The sequence below is a fragment of the Enterococcus sp. 2G9_DIV0600 genome, from assembly GCF_002140615.1.
Taxonomy (GTDB): Bacteria; Bacillota; Bacilli; order Lactobacillales; family Enterococcaceae; genus Enterococcus_D; species Enterococcus_D innesii.
Window position 1 is genome coordinate 1 of record NZ_NGLL01000002.1, and the last position, 26,474, is coordinate 26,474.

At 43.8% G+C, this 26,474-nt stretch carries 23 protein-coding genes, 1 rRNA gene and 1 other annotated feature; of the genes, 10 read left to right on the forward strand and 14 right to left on the reverse strand.

Going from position 1 to position 26,474, the window contains the following annotated elements:
- Window positions 1-56: 56 nt before the first annotated feature.
- Window positions 57-1,616, reverse strand: a 16S ribosomal RNA gene (locus A5870_RS13520).
- Window positions 1,617-2,330: 714 nt separating this feature from the next.
- Here A5870_RS13520 and A5870_RS13525 point away from each other — a divergent pair.
- From A5870_RS13525 to A5870_RS13540, 4 genes are all read left to right on the forward strand, one after another.
- Window positions 2,331-3,020 carry a response regulator transcription factor gene (locus A5870_RS13525; RefSeq protein WP_008376963.1) on the forward strand — a complete coding sequence of 230 codons (690 nt, stop codon included), beginning with the start codon at window positions 2,331-2,333 and terminating at the stop codon, window positions 3,018-3,020.
- Window positions 3,010-4,218, forward strand: coding sequence for a sensor histidine kinase (locus A5870_RS13530; protein WP_005232945.1), 1,209 nt, complete (start codon window positions 3,010-3,012; stop codon window positions 4,216-4,218). Before A5870_RS13525 ends, A5870_RS13530 begins: the two co-directional genes overlap by 11 nt.
- Before the next feature lie 35 nt (window positions 4,219-4,253).
- Window positions 4,254-4,451: a binding site (T-box leader), on the forward strand.
- A 57-nt stretch (window positions 4,452-4,508) separates the two neighbouring features.
- Window positions 4,509-5,786: a serine--tRNA ligase gene (gene serS / locus A5870_RS13535; RefSeq protein WP_086293456.1), complete on the forward strand. Its 1,278-nt coding sequence runs from the start codon at window positions 4,509-4,511 to the stop codon at window positions 5,784-5,786.
- Window positions 5,787-6,073: 287 nt separating this feature from the next.
- Entirely contained in the window at window positions 6,074-7,594 is a 1,521-nt protein-coding gene (locus A5870_RS13540) for a polysaccharide deacetylase family protein (RefSeq protein ID WP_086293458.1), read from the forward strand.
- A gap of 69 nt (window positions 7,595-7,663) precedes the next feature.
- Here A5870_RS13540 and A5870_RS13545 read toward each other — a convergent pair whose 3' ends face one another.
- Window positions 7,664-8,290, reverse strand: coding sequence for a TetR/AcrR family transcriptional regulator (locus tag A5870_RS13545; protein WP_086293459.1), 627 nt, complete (start codon window positions 8,288-8,290; stop codon window positions 7,664-7,666).
- Between the two features lie 85 nt (window positions 8,291-8,375).
- On the opposite strand from A5870_RS13545, the gene A5870_RS13550 reads away from it, so the two are divergent.
- Window positions 8,376-9,077: an ABC transporter ATP-binding protein gene (locus A5870_RS13550; protein ID WP_086293462.1), complete on the forward strand. Its 702-nt coding sequence runs from the start codon at window positions 8,376-8,378 to the stop codon at window positions 9,075-9,077.
- Between the two features lie 9 nt (window positions 9,078-9,086).
- A complete protein-coding gene (locus tag A5870_RS13555) occupies window positions 9,087-11,792 on the forward strand; it encodes an FtsX-like permease family protein (RefSeq protein ID WP_086293464.1) in 2,706 nt (901 codons plus the stop codon).
- Window positions 11,793-11,950: 158 nt separating this feature from the next.
- On the opposite strand, the gene guaB is transcribed toward A5870_RS13555, so the two are convergent.
- From guaB to A5870_RS13610, 11 genes are all read right to left on the reverse strand, one after another.
- Window positions 11,951-13,435 (reverse strand): IMP dehydrogenase, encoded by a 1,485-nt coding sequence (gene guaB, locus A5870_RS13560; protein ID WP_074535545.1) that lies wholly within the window; start codon window positions 13,433-13,435, stop codon window positions 11,951-11,953.
- Window positions 13,436-13,636: 201 nt separating this feature from the next.
- Window positions 13,637-14,329 carry a DUF1129 domain-containing protein gene (locus tag A5870_RS13565; protein WP_086293466.1) on the reverse strand — a complete coding sequence of 231 codons (693 nt, stop codon included), beginning with the start codon at window positions 14,327-14,329 and terminating at the stop codon, window positions 13,637-13,639.
- Between the two features lie 71 nt (window positions 14,330-14,400).
- Window positions 14,401-15,501 carry a redox-regulated ATPase YchF gene (gene ychF, locus A5870_RS13570; RefSeq protein ID WP_005226252.1) on the reverse strand — a complete coding sequence of 367 codons (1,101 nt, stop codon included), beginning with the start codon at window positions 15,499-15,501 and terminating at the stop codon, window positions 14,401-14,403.
- 8 nt (window positions 15,502-15,509) lie between these two features.
- Window positions 15,510-15,698 (reverse strand): DUF951 domain-containing protein, encoded by a 189-nt coding sequence (locus A5870_RS13575; protein ID WP_005226253.1) that lies wholly within the window; start codon window positions 15,696-15,698, stop codon window positions 15,510-15,512.
- Window positions 15,699-15,708: 10 nt separating this feature from the next.
- The gene (locus A5870_RS13580; RefSeq protein ID WP_005226254.1) at window positions 15,709-16,599 is read right to left on the reverse strand and encodes a ParB/RepB/Spo0J family partition protein; all 891 of its coding nucleotides are present in this window, start codon (window positions 16,597-16,599) and stop codon (window positions 15,709-15,711) included.
- Window positions 16,589-17,353, reverse strand: coding sequence for a ParA family protein (locus A5870_RS13585; protein ID WP_005226255.1), 765 nt, complete (start codon window positions 17,351-17,353; stop codon window positions 16,589-16,591). The genes A5870_RS13580 and A5870_RS13585 overlap by 11 nt, the downstream gene beginning before the upstream one ends.
- An 11-nt stretch (window positions 17,354-17,364) precedes the next feature.
- Entirely contained in the window at window positions 17,365-18,081 is a 717-nt protein-coding gene (gene rsmG / locus A5870_RS13590) for a 16S rRNA (guanine(527)-N(7))-methyltransferase RsmG (protein ID WP_005226256.1), read from the reverse strand.
- A 297-nt stretch (window positions 18,082-18,378) separates the two neighbouring features.
- Complete coding sequence (locus A5870_RS13595) at window positions 18,379-19,149, reverse strand: Asp23/Gls24 family envelope stress response protein (RefSeq protein ID WP_086293468.1); 771 nt, start codon at window positions 19,147-19,149, stop codon at window positions 18,379-18,381.
- Window positions 19,150-19,173: 24 nt separating this feature from the next.
- Window positions 19,174-19,365, reverse strand: coding sequence for a DUF2273 domain-containing protein (locus tag A5870_RS13600; protein ID WP_005226258.1), 192 nt, complete (start codon window positions 19,363-19,365; stop codon window positions 19,174-19,176).
- A gap of 7 nt (window positions 19,366-19,372) precedes the next feature.
- Window positions 19,373-19,942 carry an alkaline shock response membrane anchor protein AmaP gene (gene amaP / locus A5870_RS13605; RefSeq protein ID WP_086293470.1) on the reverse strand — a complete coding sequence of 190 codons (570 nt, stop codon included), beginning with the start codon at window positions 19,940-19,942 and terminating at the stop codon, window positions 19,373-19,375.
- Between the two features lie 38 nt (window positions 19,943-19,980).
- Window positions 19,981-20,874, reverse strand: coding sequence for an SDR family oxidoreductase (locus A5870_RS13610; protein ID WP_008376956.1), 894 nt, complete (start codon window positions 20,872-20,874; stop codon window positions 19,981-19,983).
- Between the two features lie 256 nt (window positions 20,875-21,130).
- Between A5870_RS13610 and A5870_RS13615 the strand changes: the two genes are divergently transcribed.
- The 4 genes from A5870_RS13615 to A5870_RS13630 all read left to right on the forward strand — a co-directional run bounded on the left by A5870_RS13615 (window position 21,131) and on the right by A5870_RS13630 (window position 24,409).
- Window positions 21,131-21,583, forward strand: coding sequence for a DUF2188 domain-containing protein (locus tag A5870_RS13615; RefSeq protein WP_081117588.1), 453 nt, complete (start codon window positions 21,131-21,133; stop codon window positions 21,581-21,583).
- Between the two features lie 350 nt (window positions 21,584-21,933).
- Window positions 21,934-22,401 (forward strand): DUF5626 family protein, encoded by a 468-nt coding sequence (locus A5870_RS13620; RefSeq protein WP_081117589.1) that lies wholly within the window; start codon window positions 21,934-21,936, stop codon window positions 22,399-22,401.
- Between the two features lie 16 nt (window positions 22,402-22,417).
- Window positions 22,418-22,936 (forward strand): helix-turn-helix domain-containing protein, encoded by a 519-nt coding sequence (locus tag A5870_RS13625; RefSeq protein ID WP_005226263.1) that lies wholly within the window; start codon window positions 22,418-22,420, stop codon window positions 22,934-22,936.
- 177 nt (window positions 22,937-23,113) lie between these two features.
- Window positions 23,114-24,409: an ISL3 family transposase gene (locus tag A5870_RS13630; RefSeq protein WP_086292156.1), complete on the forward strand. Its 1,296-nt coding sequence runs from the start codon at window positions 23,114-23,116 to the stop codon at window positions 24,407-24,409.
- A gap of 154 nt (window positions 24,410-24,563) precedes the next feature.
- Here the strand turns inward: A5870_RS13630 and mnmG are convergent, their stop codons facing one another.
- Complete coding sequence (gene mnmG, locus A5870_RS13635) at window positions 24,564-26,453, reverse strand: tRNA uridine-5-carboxymethylaminomethyl(34) synthesis enzyme MnmG (RefSeq protein WP_086293471.1); 1,890 nt, start codon at window positions 26,451-26,453, stop codon at window positions 24,564-24,566.
- Window positions 26,454-26,474: the final 21 nt, after the last annotated feature.

Genomic DNA, 26,474 nt, shown 5'->3' on the forward strand with positions numbered 1-26,474 from the left:
ACCTCTCAAAACTGAACAAAGGCAAACGATGTGTAGTCTTCCGAAATATTCCTTAGAAAGGAGGTGATCCAGCCGCACCTTCCGATACGGCTACCTTGTTACGACTTCACCCCAATCATCTATCCCACCTTAGGCGGCTGGCTCCAAAAAGGTTACCTCACCGACTTCGGGTGTTACAAACTCTCGTGGTGTGACGGGCGGTGTGTACAAGGCCCGGGAACGTATTCACCGCGGCGTGCTGATCCGCGATTACTAGCGATTCCGGCTTCATGTAGGCGAGTTGCAGCCTACAATCCGAACTGAGAGAAGCTTTAAGAGATTAGCTTAGCCTCGCGACTTCGCAACTCGTTGTACTTCCCATTGTAGCACGTGTGTAGCCCAGGTCATAAGGGGCATGATGATTTGACGTCATCCCCACCTTCCTCCGGTTTGTCACCGGCAGTCTCGCTAGAGTGCCCAACTAAATGATGGCAACTAACAATAAGGGTTGCGCTCGTTGCGGGACTTAACCCAACATCTCACGACACGAGCTGACGACAACCATGCACCACCTGTCACTTTGCCCCCGAAGGGGAAGCTCTATCTCTAGAGTGGTCAAAGGATGTCAAGACCTGGTAAGGTTCTTCGCGTTGCTTCGAATTAAACCACATGCTCCACCGCTTGTGCGGGCCCCCGTCAATTCCTTTGAGTTTCAACCTTGCGGTCGTACTCCCCAGGCGGAGTGCTTAATGCGTTTGCTGCAGCACTGAAGGGCGGAAACCCTCCAACACTTAGCACTCATCGTTTACGGCGTGGACTACCAGGGTATCTAATCCTGTTCGCTCCCCACGCTTTCGAGCCTCAGCGTCAGTTACAGACCAGAGAGCCGCCTTCGCCACTGGTGTTCCTCCATATATCTACGCATTTCACCGCTACACATGGAATTCCACTCTCCTCTTCTGCACTCAAGTCTCCCAGTTTCCAATGACCCTCCCCGGTTGAGCCGGGGGCTTTCACATCAGACTTAAGAAACCGCCTGCGCTCGCTTTACGCCCAATAAATCCGGACAACGCTTGCCACCTACGTATTACCGCGGCTGCTGGCACGTAGTTAGCCGTGGCTTTCTGGTTAGATACCGTCAAGGGATGAACATTTTACTCTCATCCTTGTTCTTCTCTAACAACAGAGTTTTACGATCCGAAAACCTTCTTCACTCACGCGGCGTTGCTCGGTCAGACTTTCGTCCATTGCCGAAGATTCCCTACTGCTGCCTCCCGTAGGAGTCTGGGCCGTGTCTCAGTCCCAGTGTGGCCGATCACCCTCTCAGGTCGGCTATGCATCGTTGCCTTGGTGAGCCGTTACCTCACCAACTAGCTAATGCACCGCGGGTCCATCCATCAGTGACGCAAAAGCGCCTTTCAACTTTCTTCCATGCGGAAAATAGTGTTATACGGTATTAGCACCTGTTTCCAAGTGTTATCCCCTTCTGATGGGCAGGTTACCCACGTGTTACTCACCCGTTCGCCACTCTTTTTCTTTCGATGGAGCAAGCTCCGGTGAAAGAAAAAGCGTTCGACTTGCATGTATTAGGCACGCCGCCAGCGTTCGTCCTGAGCCAGGATCAAACTCTCATAATGATTTGTTTGAATGACCATACGGTCATTAAGCTCATAAAAATTAACTTTGCTAGCTATTGCTTGCATGTATTTGTTTCAATAAATTGAAACGTCCTACACATTGGTTCGTTTGCTTGCTTTGTTCAGTTTTCAAAGGTCTACCGTGCTGTGTTAGCAACTTTTATATCATATCAGAGTGACATTTAATTGTCAACTCTTTTTTAAAAGTTTTTTTCGCTCGTTGTTTTTCAACTTCGTAGCGGCTGTCTCAGCGACTTAATTAGAATAACAAATGATTTGTTATTTGTCAACAACTTTTTTCAATTAATTTTGTTGATGTATCAACATCAATTAACTATTTTAAAATTGCGACTTCGTTATAATATCATCTGTCGAGCTGTGCGTCAACTACTTTTTTCAATTCTTTTTAGGAATTCAATTAGTCATTTGGCACATGTAATAATATACCAAGACTTGCGCTATTCGTCAACCATAAAATGATTGATAGACCAACGTTTCTAGTTACTCCGTTTCCAAAGATGATTCGTGATTTTTAGTCCGTGATTTCCGCCTTTTTTAAGGACTTTTTCCGTTATTATTTGCCTATCGTTCGTCTTTTTCCTTTTTGTGTTTTCTTAATTCCTATCATTCTTATAAATTTAAGTATGATTTTATCTATTTTGTGGAATATTTGCTAAAATGGAGAAAAGAATATTGTTCCTAGGAGGACCCAGTATGAAAATACTTGTAGCAGATGATGACAAAGAGATCGTAGAACTATTAAGCATTTATTTACACAATGAAGGTTATGAATCGGTCAAAGCATATGATGGAAAAGAAGCACTGACCAAGATCCGCACCACTTCTGATATCGAACTATTGATCTTAGATATCATGATGCCGGAAATGGATGGCATGCAAGTCGTGAAAGAATTGAGAAAAGAATCCCAAATCCCTATTATTATGCTGACCGCTAAAACAACCGATATGGATAAGATTCGTGGATTGGTCGCCGGTGCGGATGATTATGTCACAAAACCTTTCAACCCATTAGAAGTTATGGCCCGGGTAAAATCGTTATTGAGAAGAACCAAGATGCAGGCTGCTTCAAATCAACCAGAGATTCTGGAAGTAAGCTCTCTTATTATCAATCGCGATTCCCATGAAGTAAAAACCGTCGATGGCAACGAAATTCAATTGACTGCATTAGAATTTGGTATCCTCTACTTACTGGCATCGCATCCCAACCGTGTCTTTAGCGCCGATGAGATTTTTGAACGAGTTTGGAAACAAGAAAGTGTCGTTTCTGCCAAAACAGTTATGGTCCATGTCAGTCACTTACGAGATAAGATCGAAGAAGCCACGGATGGTGAAAAAGTCATCCAAACAGTATGGGGGGTCGGCTACAAAATAGATGCGAAGTAAACCAACTGAAAAAAAGCGCAACACACCAATCGAAAAAAAGAAACGGATCACGTTGACCTCAAAGGAAATCAGTGAGTTATTTGCCGAAGGAATTGTAACGATTGTTCTTTTACTTCTATTAAATATCGCTATTTTGGTCATCTTGACCTCAATCGTTGAAAACTCACCAGATTTAGTTGATGCCATCTACGCATCGAAGAATGCTTTCACGTCTGCCTTTAATACGGATATCTTCCGCAGTGGGCGTAACTTCATTCTACCGATGTTCTTCCTATTAGATGTGATCGTCTTATATTGGCGTTTGATTCGCCGCTACCATCAAATGCAGCTACGTCACATCATCAGTGAGCTTCATTTTATTGCGGAAGGCAATTACGATCATCGCATCCCCTTCGAGTTACGGGGCGATTTAAGTCGGATCGTTTCTAATATCAACGGCTTAGTCGACAGTACGGTGGCGGCGATCGAAGATGAACGGCGGATCGAGCAATCCAAAGATGAGCTGATCACCAATGTCAGTCATGACATTCGAACACCATTGACTTCGATCATCGGCTATTTAGGTCTAATTGAAGATCGACAATACCATTCAGAAGAAGAATTGCTGAAATATACCCATACGGCGTATGTCAAAGCCAAGCAAATGAAATCCCTCGTCGATGATTTGTTTGAATACACAAAAGTGCGCCAGCCTAGCGTGCCAATCAATGTGATGGAATTTGATATGGCTCAGCTAGTGGAACAATTGGCGGCGGACTTTGAATTAGAAGCTAGCCGAAAAGGTATCAAGATTGAAACGTACACCCGTCCAGAGCATATCGAGATGGATGGCGATACCGAAAAACTGGTGCGGGTCTTCAATAACTTGCTTTCGAATGCCTTGAAATACGGCAAAGGCGCCGATAAGATCCGCATGGAAGTCGAGAAAGTCGGGACCGAAGCGATCTTAACAGTCAAAAACAATGGGCAAATGATCCCTAAGCAAGCCCTTGATTCTCTATTCGACCGTTTCTACCGAGTGGAAGAATCCCGCTCTCAAGAAACAGGAGGAACTGGCTTAGGTCTAGCGATCGCTCAAAGCATCGTCGCCTTACATGGCGGCTATATCTATGCCAAGTCAACGCCGGAATGGACGTCCTTTATTATCCATCTCCCGTTGAAACGCAACAACTTATCCAACACACAAACCTATGGTTGACGACCCAACATTTTTTGGGTATGCTAGAGAAAATAATCAAGGCACAGAACCTAGTATATTTTTTTCATCTGTATAGAGAGCTGATGGTTGGTGAAAATCAGTGTTGGAAAAAATAGAATCCAGTTCTTTAACGTGTATTTTTCGAAAGAAAAATCGTTGGCTCACGATACGAGCAGCAAGGGCAGCGCAAGCTGAACTTGGGTGGCACCGCGAATGGTCATTTCGTCCCAAGCAATACGGGATCGGAATGGCCTTTTTTCTATGGAAAAATCAAAGGAGGATGTATCACTATGTTAGATGTAAAAATGATTCGCCAAAATTTTGCTGAAGTACAAAGCAAACTCGCAACACGCGGCGTGCAAAAAGAAGTGTTGGACCGCTTTTTAACGCTTGACGAACGTCGCCGAGAACTCTTAGTCCAAACGGAAGAACGCAAGAAATTGCGCAACGATGTTTCTGGTGAGATCGCTGCCTTGAAACGGGCGAAAGAAGACGCGGCAGATAAAATTGCCCAAATGAAAGAAGTCGGTAGCCAAATCAAGCAATTGGATGAAGAAATCGCCCAAATCGATGAAGACATCAAAGAGATCGCCACGACATTGCCGAACTTGCCGAATGATTCTGTTCCGGTGGGCAAAGATGAAGACGACAATGTAGAAGTCCGCCGCTGGGCAGAACCAAAAACCTTTGACTTTGAACCAAAACCCCATTGGGAGATCGCAGAAGACTTGGGGATCCTCGACTTTGAGCGGGGTGCCAAAGTTTCTGGTAGCCGTTTTGTTTACTACAAAGGCTTAGGTGCTCGTTTGGAACGTGCCTTATACAACTTCATGTTGGATCAGCATGTTTATGAGCATGGATATACAGAGATGATCACCCCGTATATCGTCAACAGCCAAGCAATGTTCGGTACTGGGCAATTTCCGAAGTTCAAAGAAGATGTTTTCCAATTGGCAGACACTGATTTGACTTTGATCCCGACTGCGGAAGTACCTTTGACCAACTACTATCAAGGGGAGATCTTAGAACAAGAGCAGCTCCCTGCCTACTTCACTGCCTTGAGCCCATCATTTCGTTCGGAAGCCGGCAGCGCTGGCCGTGACACTCGCGGCTTGATTCGCTTGCATCAATTCAATAAAGTCGAAATGGTGAAATTCAGTGATGCAGAACATTCTTATGAAGAATTAGAAAAAATGACGGCTAATGCCGAAGACATTTTGCAAAAACTCCATTTGCCTTACCGTGTGCTTAGCTTGTGTACAGGAGATATGGGCTTTTCTGCAGCGAAGACCTATGATTTAGAAGTATGGATCCCTGCCCAAGAGATGTATCGTGAGATCAGCTCTTGCTCAAACTGTGAAGACTTCCAAGCACGCCGTGCTATGATCCGTTACCGCGATCAAGAGGGCAAGATTCACTACATGCATACACTAAACGGCTCTGGTCTGGCTGTCGGTCGGACGGTGGCTGCAGTGCTTGAAAATTATCAAAACGAAGACGGCAGTGTAACGATACCGGAAGTTCTGGTTCCTTACATGGGCGGACTGACAAAAATTGAAAAAGCCTGAGCCTTAGTAACCTCAGTAGCAACCCCTAGAGAACAGTCACACCGCGTGAACGTTCCCTAGGGGTTTTCTTGTTCACGTCGCCTGTAGTGGTTTCAATCCCCCCTAGCCACTTTGATCGCTTCTTGCAAGAGAAACAACGCAACAAGGTTGTAATTTTTAAGCGAATAATTAGAAAAATCCCTTTGTCTTTTTAATCCTCTATCAGAAACCGGGCATGATCGTTGAAAGTGCCTGTGACTTATGGTAACGTGGGCATAATTTAGGATGGAATGAAGGGAGCTTCACCAATGCCCGAACGAAAGACCTATGCCCGTCGGAGTGACTTACACAAGAAACCAAACAATAATCAAAAACGAACAGCATCCGCTGAAGAAAGACCGAAAGGACCACCCTCGAAAAAGAAGCCGTATCGAAAAGCAATTTTTTCCTTATTCGCCTTATTATTGATCGTTTTGATCGCAACGGCTGGCTCAGTCCTTTACACGTTGCACCAACAAGAAGTTGCCGCCAAAGCAAAATATGAGGCAGCTGCGGAGAAATTATTGGCATCAATCCAAGCAGAACAAAGCCAAAATGGGTTAAAAACAACGCCTGAAGTGCTCTCAGAAGGAGCAAACAAAGAACTGATCTACCGCCCGCAAGACCTCGATACGTTTCCCATCAAAGATATCAAAGATCGGTTGACGAAAGCCGCTGAGTCATTGCGCAAAAAACAAACGGAAAAAGAAGTCGTCACCGTTGCCCGTATCCAAGCACAAACGGTAGCTGCAAAAGTCTCTACCTATTCATTAAAAGCCGACAGCTATGTATGGAATCGAGAAACCGGTCGTTTTGAAGATGCTGATCGTTTAACAGATGCACCGATCTTTGTTTCAGAGAAGACACAAACCGAATTGTCTTTGAAAGAACTGGTTCCTGATGAAGGCAGCTTATTAGGTATTCAGCAAGTCATTCAACAGAAACTGCTGGATCAAGCTAAGGAACCCGCAAAAATCATCGACGCCGTCTTGGCCATGGAGCGGATCACCTTCGATTCGAAATTTACTTATGATCCGGAAAAGCTGACCATCGAATTGCCAAAAAATCAGACGGGAGCGACGGAAATCACCCTGTCTTACAGCGAGATCGCCCCATTCATTGATCCTGATCTCGTGGCTGCTGACCAACTCGACAATGCCTTGCCAAGTCTTGACCCCAATAAAAAATACGTGGCATTGACCTTTGATGATGGACCCAACAACACCTCCACCATGGATCTGTTGAACATCTTACAAGAAAATGATGTCAAAGCGACCTTCTTTATGCTAGGACAAATGGTTGAGCAATATCCGCAAGCTGCCAAAAAAGTCCAAGAAGCTGGACACGAGATCGCCAGTCATTCTTACTCTCATCCGCAGCTGAATACTCTTTCAGCGGAAGATTTGCAGGCAGAAGTCACGAAAACCAATAAAGCCATTTACAATGCGACGGGTTTACTACCTAGGAATTTACGGCCCCCTTATGGCGCTATCGACAAACAAAGCGCAGAAACCATCGGCATGCCGATCATTCAATGGGACATCGATTCTCAAGACTGGAAATTGAAGGATCCGAAGAAAATCAATGCCTTGGTTCAACAAAATGTCTTTAATGGTGCCATGATCTTGATTCATGATATCCACCCGAAATCTGTGAAAGCTGTACCGGGAGTCATTAAAACGCTCAAAAACGAAGGCTACGAATTCGTGACCGTCGATCAATTATTAGGCGCACGGCAAAAACCGCTGCATCAATACTTTGGGATGAACGATGAACGCCTCGTTGATTAAGAGAAAAAGGAACGCAGCAAATTGTCTCTTGCTGCGTTCCTTTTTGGTTATTGGATCGTTCCCTCTTTTTTAGCCCTTCTTTTCTTCATACACATTAGTCACAAAAATTTGAATCAATAGATCAGCGACAGCTTTTGGCGGCATCGTTGAAAAATCTTTGAGCCAGCGTTCGATCAACCCGATAGATCCGCAGACAAAAAAGCTCAGGCACAGCTCCAATTCTTCCTCGGAAGCATCTTGAAAGTATTGGGCAAACCGTTTCAAGGTCTCCGGTTTAATCTCAGACAACAAAAGATTCAGCAAATGGCTGTTGTTCAACAAAATCAAATGGGTGGTACTAGGATTCTCATACAAAATCGTCAATAGCTTTTCCAGCCAAAGATCCAATGACAAATTTTCCTGCTGCAAGTTCGATGCGATCTGCTCAACGAGCTCCCCTTCGATCTCCTCCAACAAAGCGGCTGTGTCCTTATAATATTTATAAAATGTTCCCCGATTGATATCTGCTCGTTCCGCAATCTCTTTGATCGTGATTTTGCGGTACTCTTTTTCCAACAATAACTCCTGAAAGGCGCGCCGGATCACTTTTTTCGAGTAGATCGTTCGACGGTTCCCCACAGTCCCTACCATATCGTTTCCCCTTTTCTCTGTACATTTGATCAATATTTGTCTATTTAATGACAAATACGTAAGCATTGAGGATTGCTCTTACTTTTCTTTCTTAGTATACTAACACCATGTGATTAAATCAACACGTGTTTAAAAAATGGAGGCTTTATTAATGAGTTATGTTGAAGTAAAGAATGAATATAAACGCTATCAGATGGGCGAAACCACCATCACTGCCAACAACGATCTTTCCTTTGCCATTGAAGAAGGCGAATTAGTGGTGATCCTTGGACCCAGTGGTGCCGGAAAATCGACCGTTTTGAATATTTTAGGCGGGATGGATTCGCCAGATGAAGGAGAAATCATTATCGACAATGTCGATATCGCGAAGTTTAACGACAAACAGCTGACGGAATACCGCCGCACAGACGTCGGGTTCGTCTTCCAGTTTTATAATTTAGTCCCGAATTTGACAGCGAAAGAAAACATTGAATTGGCAACAGAAGTCTCACCGAATGCACTCGATCCTGATGAAGTCTTAGCCCAAGTCGGGTTAGAAAACCGCAAAAACAACTTTCCTTCGCAGCTCTCTGGTGGGGAACAGCAGCGGGTATCGATCGCTCGGGCGTTAGCCAAAAACCCGAAACTGCTGCTATGCGATGAACCGACTGGTTCCTTGGACTTTGAAACAGGAAAACAAGTGTTGAAGCTTTTGCAAAACGCTAGCCGGAAAAATGGCAATACGGTGTTGATCATCACCCATAATAGCGCCATTGCCCCGATCGCCGATCGGGTGATCCATATCAACGATGCCACTGTCCGTTCCATTGAAGAGAATCCTCATCCCATCTCGATCGATGAAATCGTTTGGTAGGAGGATCTGATGAAAAATAAGACCTATCTTAAAGCAAGTTTGCGAGAGATTCGCCAATCAAAAGGCCGCTTTATCGCAATCACCTTGATCATTTTTTTAGGAACTTTTCTCTTTGTCGGTGTCAAAGCGACCGGCCCGATCCTGAATCATTCCGCAAGTGAATATGTCAACAGCCAGCATTTAGCAGATCTGCAAGTCACTTCCACGCTGGGATTGACGGAGGACGACATTGATGCGGCGAAAAAAAGTGGTGCTCACACAGAAGCCGCCTATCAATTTTATTACGCTGCCAACTCAGATGAAGTCGTGCAAGTGACCTCCTATGATCCCTCACAGGAACTCAACCAGTTACTGGTGAAGGATGGCCGACTGCCAGAAAAAGCCGATGAAATCGTGCTGGACACCGAAGCAAAAAATTATGGCTGGCAAATAGGGGATACTTTTACGATCGATGATGCCGATAATCTGTCGGACAAAGAGTATACGATCGTTGGGTTTGCCACTTCTCCGATTTATATCAGTGCTGCCGAACGGGGCTATGCGAATGTCGGCAGCGGTGTCGTGACGTATTTTGCTTATGTACCGGAAGAACAGTTCACGATGGAGGTCAAATCGATCCTCTATCTCGCCTTTGATGATGTCGCCGGGCTTGAAACATACTCCGATGCGTACACCGACAAGATGGCAGCCCATCAAGAAACGATTGAGGAACTGTTTGCGGACCGTCCTAAAGAACGCTTAGCAGAAATTCAACAAGACGCTTTTGATGAATTAGCCCCTGCAGAAAAAGAAGTCCGCGATGGACAAAAACAGTTAACTGATGGACAAGCCCAACTGGATCAGGCCAAAGCGGAACTAGAACAACAGCAAGCCGCCTTAGCACAGCTGCCGCCCGTACAACAAGCAGCCCTCGAAGGCCAATTGGCAGCTGGGGAAGCAGAATTGACACAGCAGCAAGCCCAATTAGATGAACAGCAACAAGAACTAACTGATGCCCAACAAACACTGGCAGAAAAACGGGCAGAGATCGAAGACTTGGCAGAGCCCACGTATCTTTACAACCAGCGCAAAGACAATCCCGGTTTCCAAGAATATGGCGGGCTGTCTGATCGTATCGCCGCGATTGCCAATGTATTCCCAGTCTTCTTCTTCTTTATCGCTGCGTTGATCACCTTTACGACACTGACGCGGATGGTAGAAGAAAACCGTAAAGAGATCGGTACCTTAAAAGCGATGGGCTATGGCAAAGTCGAGATCTCCCTTAAATATTTGATTTATGCCCTCCTTTCTTCGGCCATTGGCATTATTAGTGGGGCCGTATTAGGAACCGAACTGTTGCCGCGTTTGATCTATTTCCTATCCAGCGAACGGTATCTTTTAGACGGGATTCGCGTCTATTATGTCTGGTCGCCAATTATTTTGGCCGCAATCGCCTTTTTACTGGCGACGCTTGGTGCCTGTCTGTTTGTTCTGATCAAAGAATTGCGGGAAAAACCCGCTCAGCTGCTGCAAGTTCGCGCACCAAAGCCCGGGAAACGGATTTTATTAGAAGCAATTACCCCCTTATGGTCCCGTTTAAGCTTCAATCAAAAAGTCAGCTTCCGTAACATCTTCCGCTACAAATCGCGAATGATCATGGCAATCATTGGCATCGCCGGTTGTACGGGACTGATGGTGGCAGGCGTTGGGTTGAAAGATTCTCTAAGTGCCGTGACTGCAAAACAATTTGGGCCCATTACGGATTATCAAGCCGTCGTGACCTTAAATGATGCGAAGGAAGAAACCGTTGCTGCCGCTGAAACGGTTTTAACAGACGAGCCTCTTGTGACCCATTCGATGCTAGTCTACAATGAAACGATCGAGATTCGACCGGCTAACCAAGGAAAACAAAGTTTGACCTTGATGGTTCCGGCAGATCAGGATGCTTTTGCAGACTATGTCCATTTGAAAACGACGGCAGGACAGAAGCTGTCATTAACAGAGGGCGCCGTACTGACTATGAAGTACGCAGAATTGTATGATCTGCAGGTTGGCGATACATTGACCTTCTATACCAGCGATCAAGAAGCCTTTGAAGTACCTATTAGTGGCATCGCAGAAAATTATTTAGGCAATTCTCTTTATCTGTCACCAACCGTTTACGAAGAAATCACCAATAGTACCTTTGAACCGAATGTGTTCTTAGTCAAAAGCAAGACGATGACGAAAAAGCAAGAGGAAGCTTTATCAACAGCCTTGTTAGATACCGACAAAGTCAAAAACACGACGTTCCTTTCCACTCAGATCAAAATGCAGGATGATTCGATGGGCAACTTGAACTCCATTGTCTTGATCTTAGTTGTATTATCAGGGGCATTAGCCTTTGTCGTCTTGTATAACTTGACCAACATCAATGTTTCCGAGCGGATTCGCGAGCTTTCTACCATTAAAGTATTAGGGTTTTACAATAAGGAAGTCACCATGTACATCGTACGGGAAAATATCGTCTTTACGTTATTTGGGATTCTCGCAGGCTACGTGGTAGGTTACTTCTTGACTGACTTTATTTTGATCCAAGCTTCGATGGAAAACATGGTCTTTCCATTAGTGATCAATTGGCCGGCCTATGCTTTAGCCGGCGGCATGACGATTCTCTTTACGATCATCGTGATGTACGTCACCCATGTGAAGCTGACTCATGTCAACATGATCGATGCATTGAAATCAAACGAATAAGCTGCTGCTAAAGCGATTTGCTGATCATCCAGCAGTGATTTTAAAGAAAAGGACGCCACTCTTGCCTAGATAGCTGAGAGTGACGTCCTTTTTTGAACAAATAATCCCCTCTGTCCGCTTTTGAACAGAGGGGGTCGTTTGTTTTCACGTGAAACATTTTATGATTTTACAGAGTAGTTCGGTGCTTCTTTCGTGATTTGAACATCGTGGGGATGTGATTCTTTTAGTCCGTTGCCGCTCATTTGGATGAATTGTGCTTCATCACGTAATTGCTGTAGATTGCCAGCACCGACATAACCCATCCCTGATTTCAACCCGCCGATCATTTGGAAGATGATATCAGAAACGCTGCCTTTATAAGCGACACGCCCTTCAATGCCTTCTGGAACCAATTTGTTGGCTTCGTTTACGCCCCCTTGGAAGTAACGGTCGCTGGAGCCTTTTTCCATTGCCCCCAATGAACCCATTCCGCGGTACGTTTTGAAGCGACGGCCTTGATAGATTTCGAATTCACCTGGTGATTCATCGGTTCCTGCCAACATGCTGCCTAGCATTACGGCATGACCGCCAGCTGCTAAAGCTTTGACGATATCGCCAGAGTACTTGATCCCACCATCAGCAATGATTGCTTTTCCGTATTGACGTGCCACAGAGGCTGCATCATAGATCGCGGTCAATTGAGGAACTCCGACACCGGCTACCACCCGAGTAGTACAGATCGATCCTGGACCGATCCCGACTTTTACGACATCGACACCAGCATCATACAATGCTTTCGTGCCTTCGGCAGTGGCAACATTTCCAGCAATCAATGTTGCTTCTGGGAAATGCGCGCGAATTTCAGAGATTTTGCGTAAAACACCGGCACTGTGTCCGTGGGCAGTATCAATAACGATTGCGTCCACGCCTGCATCCAATAATGCTTGTGCTCGTTCAAAGGTATCGCTGGTAACACCGACTGCCGCTGCCACTAATAGACGTCCATGCGTGTCTTTGGCTGCATTCGGGAATTCGATCACTTTTTCAATATCTTTGATAGTGATCAACCCGCTTAAGATCCCTGCTTCATCAACGATCGGTAATTTTTCGATCTTGTGTTGTTGTAAGATTTTTTCCGCGTCTTTCAACGAAGTACCGACAGGTGCTGTGATCAATTGGTCTTTGGTCATCACATCATTGATCGGCATCGTATAATCCGTGACAAAACGCATGTCGCGGTTCGTGATGATACCGACTAATTTGCGGTTTTCCATCGTTTCTACGATCGGTACCCCACTGATGCGGTACTTGCTCATCAAATGTTCTGCATCAGCAACTAAGTGGGTTGGTGTTAAGAAAAACGGATCGATGATCACGCCGCTTTCAGAACGTTTTACTTTGCGCACTTCATCTGCTTGCGCTGCGATACTCATGTTTTTGTGAATCACGCCAAGTCCGCCTTGACGCGCCATTGAGATCGCCATTTTACTATCAGTTACGGTATCCATACTGGCACTTATGATTGGAATATTTAGTGTAATATTCGGGGCAAGCTGCACTTTCATATCCACGTCATTTGGCAAGACGTGACTTTCTGCCGGAATCAATAAGACATCATCAAACGTTAACCCTTTTTTTACAAATTTGGTTTCCCAGTTGGACATTTTTGTAACCACTCCTTAAAGTTTTTAGGTATTTTAAAAAAAATAGCAAAGATTTTTTCATAAGTCAACCATTCGGAAAGCTTTCTTAATAATCCTCTTCAAACCTTTGGTCAAATCTCATAATTCGCCATTTTTTCTAAAAAACACGCTGATCGTGCGGTCTTTTTTAACAAAAGAAGGCGCACGATCAACGTGTAGCCATCAGCCTCTAGGAACAGACAGACTGCTGATGATATTGTATTTGCGTTTCAAGTAGTACTTCGCTGCTAATGCCACTGCCCCGATCAAGGCTTCAATCACAGGATCCACTTGTGGATTCAATGGTGGTTGGATCATCGCAGAAAGCGAGATCACAACGATCCATAGCATGAAGGCTGCGACTAAAATCAAAATGATCTTCCACATCTTCGGCCGTTTGCTCTTATCGGCACCTGGGCGTTCATATTGATACATGTATTTGTACATCAAGTAGAAGACCCAACCAGCAAGCATCGCCATCAAGAAGAGGGTCAATAAGCCATAAGGTTGTGCTTGTCCTCTAGTAAAGATTCCCATAACCCCTAACATCAACCCAAAAATCCCTAAAATCAGCAAGGTGTTATCCAACCACATCAAGAAGGGGCCTGATTCTTTTTGCTCAATGGGTTTGTTGATGATGGCTTCGGTACGTTCAGACACTGTACCAAATAATTGGCGGGCCGTTTTGCCGCCTTTTTGTTCTTTGACTAAGACCGGCAGCATCTCATGCAAGGCAATCGTTTTTTCTTCTTCAGAAAGGTTGGCTGCCTCTAGCGATTTTTTTAAATCAAATATATATTGTTGGTTTCGTTTTGTTAATTGTTGTTCTAATTCACGATTTTCGGAAACATAATTTCGCAGAGTTTCTGGTTCCATGAATTGATTCTCCCTTCTGCGTTTTCTTCACAATGGACATTTTACCACAAATTCACTGGGAAGAAAGCCCTTTATACGTTAAAACGGAACAACATCACGTCGCCATCTTGCACGACATAATCTTTTCCTTCCAAACGTACCCGACCGGCTTCTTTGGCCGCTTGCATCGTGCCGTATTGGTTCAGATCCTCAAAGGAAACAGTTTCCGCACGAATAAAGCCGCGCTCAAAGTCCGTATGGATGATCCCCGCTGCTTGCGGTGCTTTGATGCCTTTACGGAACGTCCACGCACGCACTTCTTGTTCACCAGCAGTAAAGTACGTTGCTAGACCCAGCAAATCATAGGCGGCACGAATCAATTGATCCAACCCTGATTCTTCAATTCCTAATGCTTCTAAAAACTCTGCTTTGTCTTCTTCTTCCAGCTCAGCGATCTCTTCTTCAGCACGAGCACTGATGACGATCACTTCCGCATTTTCGCTTGCTGCAAATTCTTTCACTTTGTTGACATAGTCATTGGTTTCATAGTCTGCCACGTCTTCTTCTGCTACGTTGGCAACGTATAAGACTGGTTTGGTCGTTAGTAAAAACAAACTTTTGACGATGCGCTGTTCTTCGTCTGTAAATTCGATCGAACGAGCAGAGATCCCTTCTTCTAAGACCGGTTTGATCTTATCAAGAACGGCCAGTTCCGCAACTGCATCTTTGTCTTTGGTTTTGGCAATTTTTGCGACCCGAGTATAGCGCTTGTTGACGGATTCTAAATCTGCTAAAACCAACTCCAAATTGATGGTGTCGATATCAGCTAATGGGTCCACGCGGCCTTCTACGTGGGTGATGTTGTCATCGTCGAAACAACGAACGACATGACAGATCGCATCCACTTGGCGGATATGGCTCAAAAATTGGTTGCCTAATCCTTCCCCTTTGCTGGCACCGCGGACGATTCCGGCAATATCCGTAAATTCAAAGGTGGTTGGGACCGTCTTTTTCGGACGGACTAATTCTGTTAAACGCTGTAAGCGCCAATCTGGCACTTCCACCATTCCTACATTCGGATCGATCGTCGCAAACGGGTAGTTTGCGGCTTCTGCTCCTGCTTTGGTTATTGCATTAAATAAAGTAGATTTGCCCACATTTGGCAATCCAACGATTCCGGCAGTTAACGCCATGCTTCACTTCACTCTTTCTCTTTTTTTTCTAGGATTTTCTTCATCTTTTTATCAAATTCTCGGCGCGTCATCATGACGATGTGGCCGCAATTCGTACACTTTATTTTGATGTCTGCCCCCATGCGGATGATTTCCCAACGATTGGCTTTGCAGGCATGCGGTTTTTTCATTTCGACAATATCCCCAAGATCATACATCTTTATCACCTCAAGCTTCATCAAATTGAATGTTCAATAAATCTAAAATACGGGTTAAATCTTTTTGTGACAGGTATTCGATCTCGATTTTTCCTTTGCCTTCTTTTTCGCGGATCTCGACATTCGTGCCGAATTTATCCATTAACCGTTCTTCGCTTTCTCGTAAATAGTACGGTTTTTCCCGAATCAGACGCGGCACTTTTTTCTTTTCGTTTTTCGTGTCGTTCATCTCAGCGACCATTTGTTCTAATTGGCGGACTGTCAGATTTTCTTTGACACAACGATTGGCTAATTTTAAGATCTGTTCTTTGTTTTTCAAGCCTAATAATGTCCGAGCTTGCCCCATAGACAAACGGTCATCTTGAACCATTTCTTTGACGAGTTTCGGCAAGGACAGTAACCGCAAATAATTGGCGATATACGGGCGGCTTTTCCCTAAACGTTCAGCGACTTGTGCTTGGGTCAATTTCAAGTTCTTCATCAGCATGTCATAGGCTTCTGCTTCTTCTAAAGGATTTAAATCTTCCCGCTGCAAGTTTTCTAAAACGGCGACTTGCATCATCGCTTCTTCATCAAAATTGCGGATGATGGCGGGGATCGTTTCCTTGCCAGCTAATTTGGATGCTCGAAACCGGCGTTCACCAGCAATGATCTCATAGCCTTTGACGGATGATTGCCGCACGATGATCGGTTGAAAGACCCCCGAATGTTGGATCGAATTGGCTAGTTCTTGTAATGAAAGCTCATCAAAGGTTTTTCGCGGTTGATAAGGGTTGGGTCTTAATTCGTTTAAAGGCAGTTCAACGACTTTTTCTGTCTTGATATCGACTTCTTCTAACCCTTGCAGGTCTTGAAACAACGCATCGATCCCACGCCCTAATCCTTTCCCTTTATTCTTCACGGGCTAACACTTCCTTTGCTAACGTCTGATAGACTTCGGCTCCTTTTGAGCGTGGATCATAATCAATGATCGACAATCCATGACTAGGTGCTTCAGACAACCGGATATTCCGCGGAATAATGGTTTCATATACTTTTTCTTGGAAATAGCGGCGGACTTCCTCCACGACTTCCGCGCCTAAGTTCGTACGGGCATCATACATCGTCAGTAAGACCCCTTCGATCTCTAACTCAGGGTTAAAATGTTTTTGTACTAAACGCACGGTATTCAATAGTTGGCTCAGCCCTTCTAATGCATAGTACTCACATTGGACTGGGATCAAAATCGAATCACTGGCGGTAAAGGCATTGATCGTCAAATGACCTAAAGATGGCGGGCAATCGATAAAGATATAATCGTATTGTTCTTTGATTTCATTCAAAGCCGATTTCAATCGAGATTCCCGTGCCATCATGGAGGTCAATTCAATTTCCGCACCAGCTAATTGGATCGTCGCTGGAACGATATCCAAGTTTTCTCGGCTGCTAGGTAAAATCGCTTCAACGATCGGTGTTTCATTAACTAATACATCATAGATGTCTTGTTCCACATCTGGTTTGCGAATGCCGACACCGCTTGTGGCGTTGCCTTGGGCATCAATATCTACGAGTAACACTTTTTTGCCGACAAATGCTAAGGACGCACCTAGGTTCACCGTTGTGGTGGTTTTGCCTACGCCGCCTTTTTGGTTTGCAACAGAAATAATACGGGCCATTGATTTTCCTCCTATTTAATTGGTTGTTTCGCTGGCATTCCCGGTTTGCGGGGGTATTTCTTTGGCGTTTCTTTTTTCTTTTGAATGATCAAAAGATGGCGTTCATCGCCGCTGACCGGTAAGGTAAAGCTTTTTTCTTCAATAAATTTGCCGCCTAAGAGTGAGATCGCTGGTTTGGCTTCAACCAGTTCTTCCTCGCTTTTGGCAGCTTTGAGCGCATAAAAATAGCCTGCTTTTTTCACCAATGGCACACAGAGTTCCGTTAACACATTCAAACGGGCAACCGCACGAGCGGTCACATAATCGAATTGCCCACGAAATTGCGGGTTTTGACCAAATGTTTCTGCACGGTCATGGTACAAGTGGACATTTTCCAATTGTAGATCCGTCACAAGGGTTTGTAAAAAGGTGATGCGCTTATTTAAAGAGTCGACGATCGTCACTTCTAATTCAGGAAACACGATTTTTAGTGGAATACTTGGAAAGCCAGCACCTGAACCGACATCGCACAAATGACTTTGCGGATCAAAGGCGGTTTCAAAAGCTAAGGAAACAGAATCGTAGAAATGCTTCAAATACACTTCTGATTTTTCCGTGATTGCGGTTAGATTCATCTTCTGATTCCATTCGACTAAACGCTCGAAATAGACAGCGAATTTTTCCATTTGTTCTTCGGTTAAAACGATCCCGTTTTTGCGTAATTCTTCATGAAATTCTTCAGGTAGCATAACGAATCCTTTCTATTTTGTGAAACAGAAAAATGTTTCACAGACTAGTTCCTACTTTAACGCAAAAAGCAATGTGATGCAATAGCCAGAGATTGCTTTCTAGGAGAATTTACCATTTTTTAACTGGGGCTTTAAGGTTGGTTTAAGGCATAGAAATTATACTCATTTCAATCCAAAAAACTTTTTTCATTTTTCCTTGACCCGCAAGGCTGCCAACCTTGCTGGTCAGCTTTTCTTCGCAAAGAAACAAGCATTGATCTCAGGATCAATGCTTGTTTTTATTTCATATGAAACTTTTTATTTCACGCGAGGTTCGTTGTATTCTTCGATACGATCAGACGCGCGGGAAGCCGCATGTTTGGCTTTGTTGGTTTGACGTGAAGCAAAGTCGCCGGTTTTAGATGCAGCTGACGATACTTTGTCTTGAACCGTTTCTTGTTCCTCTTCGTATTCAGCGATCGTTTTTACATCTACAACATTGATGTTGACTTCGATCACTTCTAATTGGGTCATTGTTGTTACTTCTTTTTGGATGACTTCTTTGACTTGGTCAGCGATTTCTGGGATGTTGCGGTCATATTCAACCACGATATCTAAATCAACGGCTACTTGTTTTTTCCCTACTTCGGTATTGATACCGGCAGTCACATTGTCTGTATTGACTAATTTTTCCGCAATGTTAGAGAAGAAACCACCATCGACCGTCAACAGACCATCCACGTGTTCTAATGCGATCCCGATAATTTTTTGGATCACTTTGTCATCATAGGTCAATGAACCATGAACGGGTGCATCCCCGGTTGGTCCTTCAAAATCGTTGTGGTCAGGTTTTGGCGGTGCTGGATGATGTCCGGCTGGATTTGGATTTCCTGGTGCTGGATGATCCCCTGGTTTTGGTCCGTTTTGTTGTCCTGCTACTGCTTTTTCAGCATTTGGCACGACTGGATCAGGTGATTCAGTCATTGGAATTGCATTTTCATTGGCTTGATGATTGGTGTTGGGAACCACTGGATCTGGATGTGCGCTGACATTTTTTTCATTGTTTAATTCGTTTTTATCGTTATTCATTAAAAATTCCTCCTATAAAATACGTTATTGTTGGTTAAAAAATTCGTCGATGATACCGGTACGTTGGAGATACAATCCTAGCGCAAAACCCAAACCTGTTAGGAGTAGAATCAGCAATGTTTTGAAAAAACCGATCGTTACAAACAACACAGCCAGAACAAGGCCGATTGCTCCAAAAATCAATGGGATTTTGTATTGTTGTAGTTCGTTCATCATAGCCCTCCTATTCTACTCGCGGGTTTTCCGGAGTCTCATTTTGTTCAAAATTCGCGTAATTGACTTCGACTTTGACTTTTTCACTTGAGCCAAGCACTCGTTGGACATCTTGTTGGATTTCCGCCATTAAGTTTTCGGTTTTGCCAACTAAGGCGGACGTCCGTTTCAAGCGGCCTTTGATTTTGATCAAAATTCGATTTTTGGTCGCCTTGACATGCACTTTTGGTCCTTCAACAAATTCTTTTTCATTTACTTTCGTACGTACAAGTCCTTCGATCGCTTTCTTATCGATCGTCAATGCGCCCTTATCCTCTTTCAAAACAAAGGTTGTTTTAGTTTTTGGATAAAACAGCACGACTAAGATCACAATCAAGAATACGGCGATTAAAACAACGGCTACCCAAAACATATATTGACGCATAAACAAGTTGTCAAAGAAATACGTGACGACATTGCCTCTGCTGTCCAAACCAAATGGCAGCTGCATATAAGGATTACTCATTAATACGATTGGTAATAAGACAGTGATAAAGATCAACGAAACGATGATTGATACGATTTTCCACACTTTACTCATAGGACACCTCCTCCTTTTTCTCCGATTTTTTGATAAGCTTATAAGTTGATAGCTTCTCCTCCGGTAACACCATAAATCTGTGCTGTCACATAGCTAGCTTTATTGGAAGCTAAAAAGACATAGACGGGTGCCAGCTCAGCTGGTTGTCCTGCCCGCTCCAGTAATGCTTGCTGACCAAATTCAGGCAGCTTGTCTTGCGGTTGACCATGGTCTAATTGTAGTGGTGTCCAGATTGGTCCTGGAGCTACCCCATTGACGCGAATCCCTTTTTCAGCAAATTGTTTCGCCAAACTAACTGTAAAACTGGCGATCGCCGATTTGGTTGCCGCATAATCCATTAAATGAGCACTTGGACTAAAGGCTTGGACAGAAGTCGTTGTCACGATCGCTCCCCCAGCCGGTAAGTGTGGCTCAGCAGCTTTCACTAATGCAAACATTGAGATAATGTTTACCATAAAGGTGTCTTTCACTTGTTCAATCGGTAATTCTGCAATCGATGGCCGCGTGATTTGCTGTGCTGCGTTCAATACTAATGTATCTAACCCACCTAATGCTGCTACCGCTTTGTCAACGATCTCTTGTGGTGCCGCTTCGTCTCGCAGGTCATAGGGTAGCAAGATCACTTTACGTCCGGCTTCTTTGATGTACCCTGCAACTTCTTCGGCATCTTCTTCTTCACCTGGGAAAAAGTGTAGAGCAATGTCTGCTCCTTCTCGGGCGAAGGCAATCGCTGCTGCTCGTCCGATCCCAGAATCCCCACCGGTAATTAGTACCCGCCGGTTTTCTAACTGCTGACTTCCCTCATAAGAGTCTTCGCCACAATCAGGTTTTGGTCGCATTTCTTCTTGTAAAGCAGGCGTATCTTGTTCCTGTTTGCTGTATTTACCCGTGTGATAAAGTTCCCGTGGATCAGTCAAAATAGGTTCACTCATTCTTACGTCCTCCTTTTCTCTATAATAAAATTCTAAACCATTCATTTTTTTTTGGGAAATATAACGCTTTGTTAACAAAAATAAATCCTCGTTTATTAGAAAATGAAAAAAGAAAGTGCCCTCATTTTTGACCAAAAGCAAATGATTTCCCTTTTTTATAGAAGGGCGTAAACTAATGAGTAGTAACTGGTGGCACCTGAAAAAGGACGCCTCTTAAGAAAAAGACCTTGGATCAAGAAAAAGGAGGAAACAAACAATGCCTTGGAATGTCCGTGATTATCCTGCATCAATGAAGAATCTAGACCCCTTAGTTCGTAAAAAAGCGATCGATATCGCCAATGCGCTACTAGCCGATGGTTATTCTGACGATCGGGCGATCCCGATCGCCACGAGTCAAGCAGAAAAATGGTATGACAATGCAGATGAAGAGGAGAAAAAAGCTTTTCAGAAAGAGAAAAATCCGCAAAAAGACGATGCCCATCAAACCAATAAGAATGCGAAAAACTTAATGGATGCGGATGTAGAAGTTGTGTATGAAGACGACCAATGGCAAGTCCGTTCCAAAGGGGCCAAACGTGCCAGTGATCATTTCGATAAGAAAGCAGACGCCATCGCCCGTGCCAAAGAAATCGCCGAAAACAAAGAATCCGTGGTGAACGTTTATAAGAAAGACGGCGACCATCAAAAGGATATTGATTTGAGAGAATAAAATTGGCTGCAAAAAAGCGGAAGGAGGCCTTACGTTTGTCGTTTTAACGGCGTGAAACGTTGCCTACTCTTTCGCTTTTTTGTTTCCTTTCACAGCTAGGTTTAGTGAAAACTAAAGCAACGGCTTCTTTAACGTTTCTCTTTAAAAGCAGCGGTTCGTTGTCAGAAACCTAAAAAACGAAGACCTTTTGAATGAACTATTACTTTTAAAATTTCTCGACATCCTAAAAAGTAAGCCTATGAAATGCTGATTTAGCAACAACTGTAAACCATCCGTTACCCCTGTAAACTAGCTTGTGCTTTCTTTAACTAAATAAACCTTGTATACTTGAATTATCAAAAGTACAAGGAGTGGTGTTTGTGAAAAAATTATTTTTTGTGCCGTTTATTTTTATTTGTTTCCTCTTTGCTCTCCCAGCTGCCGCCCAGACAGTGGAAGAACCAGAACTCGTTTATGACCTAGCATCAGATAGTCCCTATGAGCAGCTGATCACGGTAGATGAAGAAGGCAATGAGGTAATTTTGACCATTGAAAAATTGCCGTCATTCCGAGCAAATCTGGCAGCGGGAACGTATCGTGTGTCCAAAACATCCGCCGGTAATTGGACCGCTAGTTATAATGTAACGGTCAATAGCCGCAATCAATTTACAGGCACTTCGAATTTAAGTTTAGTTGCTCACAGAGGAAGTATCACTTCTAGTTCATTAACTCACACGTCCACCAAAGCCACCTGTACGTTTAAGCAAAAAGCAGGTATAATCACTACCAATGGGAGTGTCGTAACCACGATCTCAAATGGGAAGCTAGTTGTTAAATAGCAGATAGGAGCATACATTGGCTTTAGCAGAACAATTAAAAAGCTGTCGCGAGTCTTCGGGATTGTCGCAAACAGCAGTCGCAGAAAAATTACAGATTTCACGCCAGTCGATTTCGAAATGGGAAAATGGGCGCGGCTATCCAGATATTGAGAATTTGATTTTGTTGAGCGATCTCTATCAAGTCTCGATCGATGAGCTTTTACGTGAGAACGAAGCCTTAAAAGAGCGGATCGAAACCAATAATCAAGAAATCAACGACAAAAAAGAAAAATTGTCGTTACTCCAAAGAACGATGGCAGCAGATAAAGATGAAAGTCTGCTCTTGCTACTGTTAGCTGGAATCGGCTCCTTTCTTTTTCCTTTAGGACTGATCTTAGATGGCTTTGTTTTATGGCGTAACAAAAAAGCCAATAATTTTTATGTATTGATCTATATCGTCTGTGCCTTCTCGATTTTCTTGAATTTGTACGATGGCTATGTCCATCTCAGCAACATCATGAATTGGGGAACCACTACGATTGAAAAAGTGGAATAATTCAATTGCTAACACAAAAATCCCGCTGCGAATTGTTTTCGGGCTCTATAATTTATGGGACTGATGAATCAGAATTGATTCTTCAGCCCCATTTTCATTTTAGGTATTAAAAAACATATCGTTCTCTAGTATGATTAAATCACCACAAAATAAACAACTGAGAGGACGATATGCTATATGAATGATTCTATCAAAAAAATGCTGAGAATAACAGAGAAAGATTTGATGATTACAGAGGTCTCTTACGAGACCCTTCAGAAGAAAAAGACATTGGTCGTCGATGCTGTTCTCTCGCCTAATCCTCGTGCTTGTAGAAGTTGTGGTTCTACTGTGGTAGATGGAAACGGGAAATCAATTATAGTGAAAAATGGGAAGAAGGAAACGATTGTCCGTTTTGAGCAATACAATCATATGCCTTTGGTTATGCGCCTAAAAAAGCAGCGCTATACCTGTAAAAACTGTCGCACCCATTGGACTGCTCAAAGTTATTTTGTCCAACCCAGACATTCAATCGCAAATCATGTGAGATATAAAATTGCTTCTTTACTGACTGAAAAAGTATCTTTATCTTTTATTGCGAAAAGCTGTCAGGTATCTTTGACCACCGTTATTCGTACATTAAAAGAGTTTAAAAGCTATTTACCAAAACAATCTAAGAAGATTCTCCCAAGAGTATTGATGGTTGATGAATTTCGTTCGCATGCTTCCATAGAAGATAAAATGAGCTTTATTTGCGCAGATGGTGAAACAGGAAAATTAATCGATGTTTTGCCTACGCGTAAATTACCTCGATTAACAAGCTATTTCTTAGGGTGTACCAATCCAGAAGAAGTAGAATTTTTGGTGACAGACATGAACGCCGCCTACTTCCAGCTCACCAAACGTGTTCTGCCAAAAGCGAAAATAGTGATTGATCGGTTTCATATTGTCAAACACATGAATCAAGCGTTCAATGAGTTGCGTATCCGTGAAATGAATGAACTTCGTAAAGCAGGACAGAAAAGCCAGGCAGAAAAACTGAAAAAGAATTGGCGCTTTTTGCTAAAAAATCGTGCAAACATCAACCATTATGAATACAAAACATGGAAAAGTTTCCGAGCACCAAAATACCCATTTCTTACTGAAGCAATGATGATTGATCGATTGCTTGAGTTTTCTACGCCCCTGAAGGAGGCGTATCCCTTTTTTCATGAATTAGTTGAAGCCTTTCGAGACAAAGACCCTGACTTATTTTTCTCCTTATTGACAGAACTTCCTGAAACGTTAGATGACAGCTTTCGGGAAAAGCTTCAAAACCTTCTTACCCATGAAGAAGGCATCACCAACGCAATGATCTATCCTTATTCCAATGGAAAAATAGAAGCGAAGAATACCCACATAAAGACAATGAAACGAGTATCCTACGGATTTAAATCATTCGAGAACATGAGAATTAGAATCTTTTTGATCAATCAATTAATCAAAGTGAGATAACAAAAAATCTGAGCCAGAATGTGGTTCATTCTGACCCAGATTTGATTTTGCACAACTCATCAGTCCTTATTGACAAAGAGCCTGTTTTCGCAGCGGGCTTTTGACACTCTATTTACCATTTATAAATTGGTTTTTCAAAGAATATTAACCGTCTTTAAACCTTTGCAATCTTCCCTTGTTCGATATACACCATCAAAATACTAATATCAGCTGGGTTTACTCCGCTGATACGGCTCGCTTGGGCGATGGTTTCGGGTTGGATTTTTTGCAGTTTTTGTTTGGCTTCTGTTGCCAAGCCATTGATAGCGGCATAGTCGATGTTTTCAGGAATACGTTTGGCTTCCATCCGTTTGAGTTTCTCCACTTTTTCGAGGGCTTTTTTAATATAACCTTCGTATTTGATTTGGATTTCGACTTGTTCGATTTCTTTGGGTTTCAATGCTTCATTGGCTTCGATAAATTGCAGCATTTCGGCATACGTCACTTCAGGCCGACGCAAGAATTCATTTGCTAAAACGCCATCTTTCAAGGTGGCCGTCCCTTTGGCAGTCAAATACGCTTGTACTTCTGGCGTTGGTTTGATGCGGATTTTGGATAAACGTTTGATTTCTGCTTCAACAGCTTCTTTTTTCGCTATATATGCTTCGTATTGCGCTTCTGGTACAAGCCCAATTTGATGTCCCACTTCGGTCAAACGCAGATCGGCATTATCATGACGCAGCAATAAGCGGTATTCGGCACGAGAGGTCAATAAACGGTATGGTTCATTGGTTCCTTTAGTCACCAAATCATCGATCATTACACCGATATAACCGTCGCTGCGTTTCATAATGAAGGGTTCTTTGCCTTGAATTTTCAAAGCGGCATTGATGCCGGCGATCAAGCCTTGACCGGCCGCTTCTTCATAGCCGCTGGTTCCGTTGGTTTGTCCTGCCGTAAAGAGGTTTTCGATGACTTTGGTTTCTAATGTTGGACGCAATTGATGAGGTACCACGACATCATATTCAATGGCGTAGCCCGTCCGCATCATTTCCGCTTTTTCTAAACCTGCGATGGAATGCAGCATTTGGACTTGGACGTCTTCTGGCATAGAAGTAGAAAGCCCTTGAACATACACTTCTTCGGTGTTCAACCCTTCTGGTTCCAAGAATAGTTGGTGACGAGATTTGTCTGCAAAACGCACGATTTTGTCTTCGATGGATGGGCAATAACGGGCACCTACTCCTTCGACGATCCCTGTAAACATCGGCGCCCGGTGTAAATTCTGGTTGATGATTTGGTGGGTCCCTTCGTTCGTATAGGTCAACCAGCAAGGTTCTTGGTTTTGATTGTAGGCTTCATCGGGTGTGCTATAACTAAAGTGATTCGGTTGTTCATCGCCAGGCTGGATCTCCGTTACCTCATAGTTGATGGTGCTGGATTTCACCCGCGGTGGTGTACCGGTTTTAAAACGAGCGATCTCTAGACCAAGCTCTTTCAAATGATCGGCTAGTCCAATCGATGGTTGCGAGTTGTTTGGACCAGAAGAATATTTCAACTCTCCAATGATGATCTCTCCTCGCAACGCTGTTCCTGCAGTGATCACTACAGCTTGGGCTTGGTAACGAGCGCCTGTAGAGGTCACGACGCCACGACATTCGCCTTCTTCAACGATCAGCTTTTCAACGATTCCTTGGCGCAGTGTCAAATTGGCTTCTTTTTCGATCGTTCGTTTCATTTCAGCCGCATAGGCATGTTTATCGGCTTGCGCCCGCAAGGCCCGCACAGCGGGACCTTTTCCTGTATTGAGCATCCGCATTTGGATGTAGGTTTTGTCGATATTTTTGCCCATTTCTCCGCCTAAAGCATCGATTTCGCGCACCACGACACCTTTCGCTGGTCCGCCGACGGAGGGATTGCAAGGCATGAATGCGACCATGTCTAAGTTGATAGTCAGCAAGAGGGTTTTTGCCCCCATGCGGCTAGCTGCCAAGGCCGCTTCTGATCCGGCATGGCCGGCCCCAACAACGATCACGTCATAACTTTCTGCTTGATATTCTTGCATGGTGTTCTCCTTTTTACGCCA